The organism is Ilumatobacter sp. (assembly GCF_049588435.1).
In the GTDB taxonomy this organism is placed as follows: Bacteria; Actinomycetota; Acidimicrobiia; order Acidimicrobiales; family Ilumatobacteraceae; genus Ilumatobacter_A.
Genome location: NZ_JBAVYV010000186.1, coordinates 1 through 7,018 on the forward strand (window position 1 = coordinate 1; position 7,018 = coordinate 7,018).

The window sequence follows — 7,018 nt, forward strand, 5'->3', positions numbered from 1 at the left end:
GGGTGACCTTCATCGATCCCGACGACTGGATCGATGACGGGTATCTCGACACGGTCGCCACGTTCTTGGACCGGAACCCGGCAACCGTGATGGTCGCCACCAACCGCGTCTACTTCGAGGAATCGCATCAACGCCGTCGAGACGGCCATCCGCTCCGGCAGATGTTCCGGTCCGACCGGTTGGTCGACCTGAACGATCAGCCCGAGTACTTCCACAGCAGCGCGCCGGCCGCGTTCTTCCTGCGTTCGCTGATCGCCCAGGTCGGACTCCGGTTCGACACCCGGATCCGTCCGATCTTCGAGGACGGTCACTTCTGCGTCAGGTATCTCCTCGAGTGCGACGAGCCCCTCGTCGCCTTTCTCGGTTCCGCGCAGTACGTCTATCGACGGCGCAGTGACCTGAGTTCGACGCTGCAGGGAAGCCTCGCCCATCCCGGCCGGTTCTCGGATGTGCCCCGGTTCGGATACCTCGACGCGCTCGAACGCGGGAGCGCTCGAGATGGCCGCGCGCCGCGGTGGGTGCAGAACCTCGTCCTGTACGAGTTGTCGTGGTTCTTCAGCGCCGACGCGAAGGCGGCGGGAGCTCACACCGCGGGGATCGGTGCGCTAGGAGCCGAGTTCGTCGAGCTCCTGGCCCGGATCGTGTCGTATCTGGACGACGACGCGATCGAGAGCTTTGCCGTCCGGCGCTACGAGGAGGACTGGCGGATGATCCTCCGCCACGGCATCCACCCCGAGGACTGGCACTCCGACTACGCGGTCGTCGACCGGACGAGGACCGACAGCGTTCGCCTGTGCCATCGATTCGTCGGTCGACCCCCGAGCGAACGGGTCCTCGTCGACCACGTGCCGGTCGATCCGATCGCGGCGAAGACCCGCACCCTGCGATACTTCGACCAGCCGCTGCTCCACGAACGGATCCACTGGGTCCCCGCCGGTGCCGAGCTGGAACTCGACGGACGGATCGTCGAGGTGCGCACCTCGTGGGGCCGACCCGGAGTGACGCCCGAACACCGTCCGCCCGGGCGATTCGGCTCGGTGATCCGGCGCGCGAGGCGCCGGACACTGTCATCGCTGACACGTCGGGTCGGGGTGAAACTCTGGCGCACGGCGACGGAGTGGACCGTGCCGCGCCTCGCGGCGAGCCGGCCGGTTCGACGACGGTTCGCCGAGTGCTGGGTCCTGATGGACCGCACCCACGACGCGAACGACAACGCGGAGTACCTGTTCCGGTTTCTCCGCGACGAACGGCCCGACGTGAATGCGTGGTTCACCCTCGAACGGGACACGCCCGACTGGCACAGGATGCACGCCGCGGACAGCAGCCGGCTGGTCGCGTACGGTTCGCTCACCTGGAAACTGATGATGCTGAACTGCGCTCATCTCGTGACGTCCCATGCGGAACGATCGGCGGTGTGCCCGCCGACGATCGAGTCGATGCGTGCGCCCGGCTGGCGCACCACCTGTCTGAACCACGGTGTCATCGAGCGGGACGAGTCACGGACCTACGCGGGGGTCCCCATCGATCTCTTCGTGGTCAGCACCGAGCGCGAACGGCAGTCGATCGCCGGCGACGGAAACGGCTACGACCTGACGATGCGCGAGGTGCAGCTGACCGGAATGCCACGACTCGACGTCCTCCGCGCCGCCGGCGGCGTGACGCGGTCCGAGCGCAACGTCGTCCTCATCGCCCCCACGTGGCGCCACTGGCTGGTACCACCGTCGGACGTGTCACCGCGGGAGGATCAGGCCTCCGATCGACTGCGGAGCAGCGAGTTCGCGTGTCGGTGGGCCGCGGTGGCGTCATCGCCGCGACTGCATGACCTCGCGGATGAGCTCGGGCTGGAGATCGGGCTGCTCCCTCACCCCGATCTCGATCGGGTCGAGTCGTTCCTCGACGACATCCCGGGAACGACGCGACATCGCTTCTCCTCCGCAGATCTTCCTCGCGTGTTCGCGCGGACGGCGGTGTTGATCACCGACTACTCCTCGATGGCCTGGAACGTCGCGTATCTCGGACGGCCCACGATCTACTACCGGTTCGACGAGGACCAGGTGTTCGACGGGGGACACGTCGGACGCGTCCGCCGTCCGTCGCAACAGCAGCTGTTCGGTCCGAGTACGGCCGACGCGGACGAGCTTCTCGACCAGGTGGAGGCGCTGCTCCGACGCGGGCACGCCGATGCGCCGTACCTCCACCGGATCGAAACCGCGTTCGCGCTGCACGATGGCCGTTGTCGCGCTCGCGTCGCCGACGCCATCGCCGGCCTCGAATGATCGCCCCGAGCCGCGGATCGAACACGATTCGCCCGGACCAGGCCGCCGTCACCCGCCAACCGACGCACTAGAGTTCGCCAGCGACGTCGAGCCATTTCCGACGTCTTCAACCGGGAGAACAACCATGCCTGAGCTACACATCGCCGAACGATTTCGACGTGGCGGATGGCGCGGTGCCATCCGGGCCGCACGTCGCCGCCTGGCCGAGGTCATCGCCCCCGACGATCGAAGCGAACCGACGGACGCAGCCGAACCCGCGGCGGCCCCGAAACCGGACGTTCAACCCGACCGATCCAAGCTCTCGGCGATCGAGGTGTCCCACGACGCTGCACTCGAGTGGTTCGAGAGCCGTCATGCGAACTACGTCGCGCTCGCCGGATCGCTGCGGGGGCGCCTCCCCGAGGAAGGTGTCCTGCTCGACGTCGGCGCGAACATCGGCTACTTCACCAAGGTCGTCGGCGACGAACTCGGATTCACCGGTACAGCACATCTGTTCGAACCGATTCCCCATCTGGCCGAACTCTGCAGCTCCACGCTCGACGACACCGACTTCTCGAGCGCCGTTCACCCCTTCGGGCTCAGCGGCGAGGATGCGACGGTCGACATCTTCGTTGCCGATGACGGCAACCTCGGCTGGAACACGATGGTGGCCGGTCGCCGGACGAGCGGGATGGCGGCGATCTCGATCGATGTCCGCCGTTTCGACGACCTCGCGCTCGACGTCGTCCCCGATGTCATCAAGATCGACGTCGAGGGCGCCGAGCACCGGGTGCTGAGCGGGATGCAGCGATCGCTGGAGACCTGGACACCCAAGCCGACGATCCTGTGCGAGATCGGCTGGGGCACGAACCATCCCGATTGGGAGGCCGAACTCGCCGCGTTCGCGATGCTGGAGAAGATCGGCTACTCGGCACACGACCTCGAGGGCGAACCTCTCGATGTCGCAAGCCTGTCCAAGACCACCGACGTGCTGTTCCTTCCGCACGCGCCGGTCGCCTGACGGGTCAGGACGAGCGAGACCTCAGCGCTCTCAGGCGGTGCCGAAGTCGTCGGCCGCTTCCGCCCGCCTTTTCGGCCTGCACCTCGAGATCGCTCTCGAGTTGAGCGCTCCGCTTCTGCTCCTTGGCGGTCGCCTTGCGTTGGGCGGCTGCCATCCGATGCAGTTCGGCGATCCGTTTGCCGAGCACCGCATTGTTCTCGCAATCGGCAATGTCGGCGTCCGACCAGGCCTTCGCCGACTCCACCCGCGTGAAATCCCACAGATGACCGAAGCGCTGGAAGTCCGCCGCATAGATTCGTTCGATCCGCTCGCGAACTCCGCGATCGAACAGCGCGGCAACCGGTCGCAACGGGGTGGGATTGGATCGCGGCGTGTACAGATCCCTCGGCCGACCGACGGCCGCGAGATGCTCGGCAAGATCCGTGCGCAGTTGAGCAATCTCGCCGATCTCGTAGATGCGGGAGTAGGGCACGGCGTCCTCGGTGAGCAGCTCGACCTGGTCCCTGAAGTGCGCGTCCCTCGCGCGGAGCCAGTGATCAGGCTGGGTATCGAAGAGGTCCACGAACTTGGCGAAGTCGGCGACCACGCTGTCGGACGTCATCGGATGACGCGGATACCACGCTTCGTTTCTCCACCGCTGACTGTTCGGTGTCTCGATGAGCAGCTTGTTCTGCCACGCCGAGAAGAGACGGAGGCGAGGATCGCGAACGACCGCGAAGATGAACCATCCGTTCTCCGGATGGATTTCGGCGCGTTGCTCAGGGGTCAGTGAATCGAGCCGGGGACTCGCCTTCCACAGATGGCGGTTGTGCACGGCCTCGGTGTCGTTGATGAACGGCATCCAACCTGCGGTGAACGTGGAGAGATCCTCGCCCGCGATGTCGGCCATCATCCACTTCAGGCTCGTGCACGCGTTCTTGTTCACGGACACGTACATGACCCTGGAATCCATGGCCAGATAGACGCGCCACATGGCGCCGGTCACGCCACTCAGACCCTGAAACATGGTGTCAGCAGGATTCATCCGAGCAGCCTATCCATCGCCGGAACGCTCCGAACTGCTTCGGATTCGGTCCATCCCGCGCCGGAGTCGGCCACGGCCGGCTGCAGTCCGCAACGTCGAACGATCGTTCCGCTCGAACCGCGCGATGCGCTGATAATCTCTTGCACCTGATGGCAGTCGCCGTGACGCCGCAGACGAAATCGTCGGTGGGCACCGAAAAGGCAGACGGCCGACCGTGGGGATACCGGCCGGCGCTCGACGGACTTCGTGCGGTTGCGGTCTTTCTCGTGATCGCCTTCCATGCCGACCTCGAACTCTTCGAGGGCGGGTTCATCGGCGTGGACCTGTTCTTCGTCCTGTCGGGATTCGTGGTCACCAACGTGATCTGGCTCGAGTTCGCGACGACCGGACGGTTGGAACTCCGCCGGTTCTACGCACGACGCATGCGTCGTCTCACGCCGGCCGCAATCACGTGTGTCGTCGGAACGTCGGTCCTCTTCCTGCTGATCGTTCCGCTGTTCGCCCGACTCAGTTTCGTCGACGACGCCAAGAGTGCGCTGCTCTACTACGCGAACTGGAATGCCCTCGCGAATTCCACCGACTACTTCGAAGCAGCGACCGACCCGAGCCCGTTCATCCATTTCTGGTCGCTGTCGATCGAAGAGCAGTTCTACGCGTTCTTTCCCCTGCTGATGATCGGTCTCTGGCGACTCGCTCGTTCACAGAGCCGTCCGTGGATCATCCCCGCCGGGCTCGCCGTGCTCATCGCCGGATCGATCGCACTCCAGGTCTACTGGAACGGGCGCGGCACGAACCTCGCCTACTACCGCACGGACGCACGCCTGTACCAGCTTCTTGTCGGAGCGCTCCTCGCCATCGTGATCGCGCAGGGACACCGATTGCGTGTCACGGCCAGGTTTCATCTCCTCGCACTGGCCGGCTTGGCGGCCCTGTTCGTGTGCGCGTCGAGTGCCGTCGACGTCACTCCGTCCACACGGGGATTCCTCGCGACCGCAGCCGCCCTCGCAATCGTCGTCGGACTCGAGCTCGCCCCGGCCACGCTGCTCGACCGTGTGCTCTCCCGCCCGATCCTCACATACCTCGGCGGGATCAGCTACGGGATCTATCTGTGGCACTGGCCCGTGATCCTGGCGTTTCGGCGCGTTCTGGTCATCGAGCCACTCACGATGTTCCTGCTCGCGAGCACCGTCGCGGTCGGGCTCGCGGCGGCGAGCCATCGCATCATCGAGCAGCCGGTCCGCAAGAACAAGCACTTCGATACCATCCCGCGCACCGTGGTCGTCACCAGCCTTGCGATCACGGTGGTGACTGCGCTGATCATCGTGCCCCCGATCCTCGAATCTCGGCGAACACCGCGCCTGGTGACATCCGAGGCACCCGCTGCCGCCGCTGCGGTCGCAGGTTCCACATCGATCGCCGGATTCGACGATCCGGTGCCGACCGACATCGACTACGACGCGGTGCGGACCTTTCGTGCCGAGTATCCGGAATGCACCGTCGACGACCTCGCCGAGTGCTCGGTCCGCCGAGGTTCCGGACAGCACGTCCTGCTCATCGGAGACAGCATCGCGCAGCAGTACGTCCCCGCATTCGAGATGCTCGCCGAGGAGAACGACTGGACACTCTCGCTGAACATCGCACAGGGCTGCTCCTGGCAGATGGGGCTGATCCCGCGATCCGACCTCTCCGCGGAGTATCAGCAACGCTGCGCCGCACAGCGCGATCCGTGGTACGAATCGGCGATCGAGCATCTTCAGCCCGACGTGATCGTGCTCGCTCAACTCTCGCGCGACGACGATCGACGCTTCGCCGATCTGATGGTGCCCGTCGACGAGCAACTGTCGGATGCGCCCCTCGCACGGATCAATGCCACGACGATCGAACGCACCGTCGAGCAACTGCGCACGGAGGTTCCCCACGTCGCGATCCTCGAGCCGATCCCGATCGTTCCCGATTTCGCGTCGCCGACCGAATGCCTGTCGTCGGCGTCGACCGTCGGCGCGTGCGCGTACGAACGGACCGCCCCGGTCGAGAGCGAGAACTCCCTGCGTTCGCTCGCAGACGAGTACGACAACGTCTCCTCGATCGATCTCGACGACCTGGTGTGTACCGAGGAGACCGTGTGCATGCCGCTCGTCGACGGCGTTCCGGTGTGGAGGGACAGCGGTCATCTGACCCACTTCTTCGTCCGGCACATCGCCGCCGACCTCGGAGATCGCCTCGCCCAGGCGGGCGCGCTCGACTCGAACTGATCGCGCTGCGAGCGGCGCGGCCTCCCTGCGACACCGAAGGACCAGAGACGCGATTCGCGTCCGATCGTTGCCCGATCCCGATGGTGGAAGTGTCTTATGCTTCCGCCGTGCTGAAACTCTCGAGACTGCTCATCATTGCGGCCGTCGCCACCACCACGCTCGGCTCGCCCGTCGCCGCTCAGACCTCCGAGCCGGACAGCTCGACCCCCGCCGACCAGCCCGTCGAACCACCGGCCGGCGATGGCGAGAGCGTGCTCCAGTGGGTCGACGATCAGAACTTGATCGTGGAGTGGAGCCCCTACGACCAACCGACGCCCGAGTTCGCCGGAACCGGTGCGTCGTAGGAGCTCCACTCGACGATCACGTTCTGATCGTCGGCCCACTGGAGCACGCTCTCGCCACCCTCGGCCAGTGGTTCGACGGGCTGGTCGGCGGGGGTCGACCTGTCTGGCTCGGAGGTCTGAGC

General features: G+C 65.7%; 5 protein-coding genes. 4 read left to right on the plus strand and 1 reads right to left on the minus strand.

What is annotated here, in order from left to right:
* Positions 1-2,276 (plus strand): CDP-glycerol glycerophosphotransferase family protein (locus WBV89_RS06765; protein ID WP_423980567.1); only part of this gene is annotated, 2,276 nt, incomplete at its 5' end.
* 124 nt (positions 2,277-2,400) lie between these two features.
* The gene (locus tag WBV89_RS06770; RefSeq protein ID WP_423980568.1) at positions 2,401-3,276 is read left to right on the plus strand and encodes an FkbM family methyltransferase; all 876 of its coding nucleotides are present in this window, start codon (positions 2,401-2,403) and stop codon (positions 3,274-3,276) included.
* Between the two features lie 4 nt (positions 3,277-3,280).
* On the opposite strand, the gene WBV89_RS06775 is transcribed toward WBV89_RS06770, so the two are convergent.
* Positions 3,281-4,300, minus strand: coding sequence for a sulfotransferase family 2 domain-containing protein (locus WBV89_RS06775; protein ID WP_423980569.1), 1,020 nt, complete (start codon positions 4,298-4,300; stop codon positions 3,281-3,283).
* A 185-nt stretch (positions 4,301-4,485) separates the two neighbouring features.
* Here WBV89_RS06775 and WBV89_RS06780 point away from each other — a divergent pair, with 185 nt between their 5' ends.
* On the plus strand, positions 4,486-6,552 hold the full coding sequence (locus WBV89_RS06780) for an acyltransferase family protein (RefSeq protein WP_423980570.1): 2,067 nt from the start codon (positions 4,486-4,488) through the stop codon (positions 6,550-6,552).
* Between the two features lie 107 nt (positions 6,553-6,659).
* Complete coding sequence (locus WBV89_RS06785; RefSeq protein ID WP_423980571.1) at positions 6,660-6,896, plus strand: hypothetical protein; 237 nt, start codon at positions 6,660-6,662, stop codon at positions 6,894-6,896.
* The last annotated feature ends 122 nt before the right edge of the window (positions 6,897-7,018 follow it).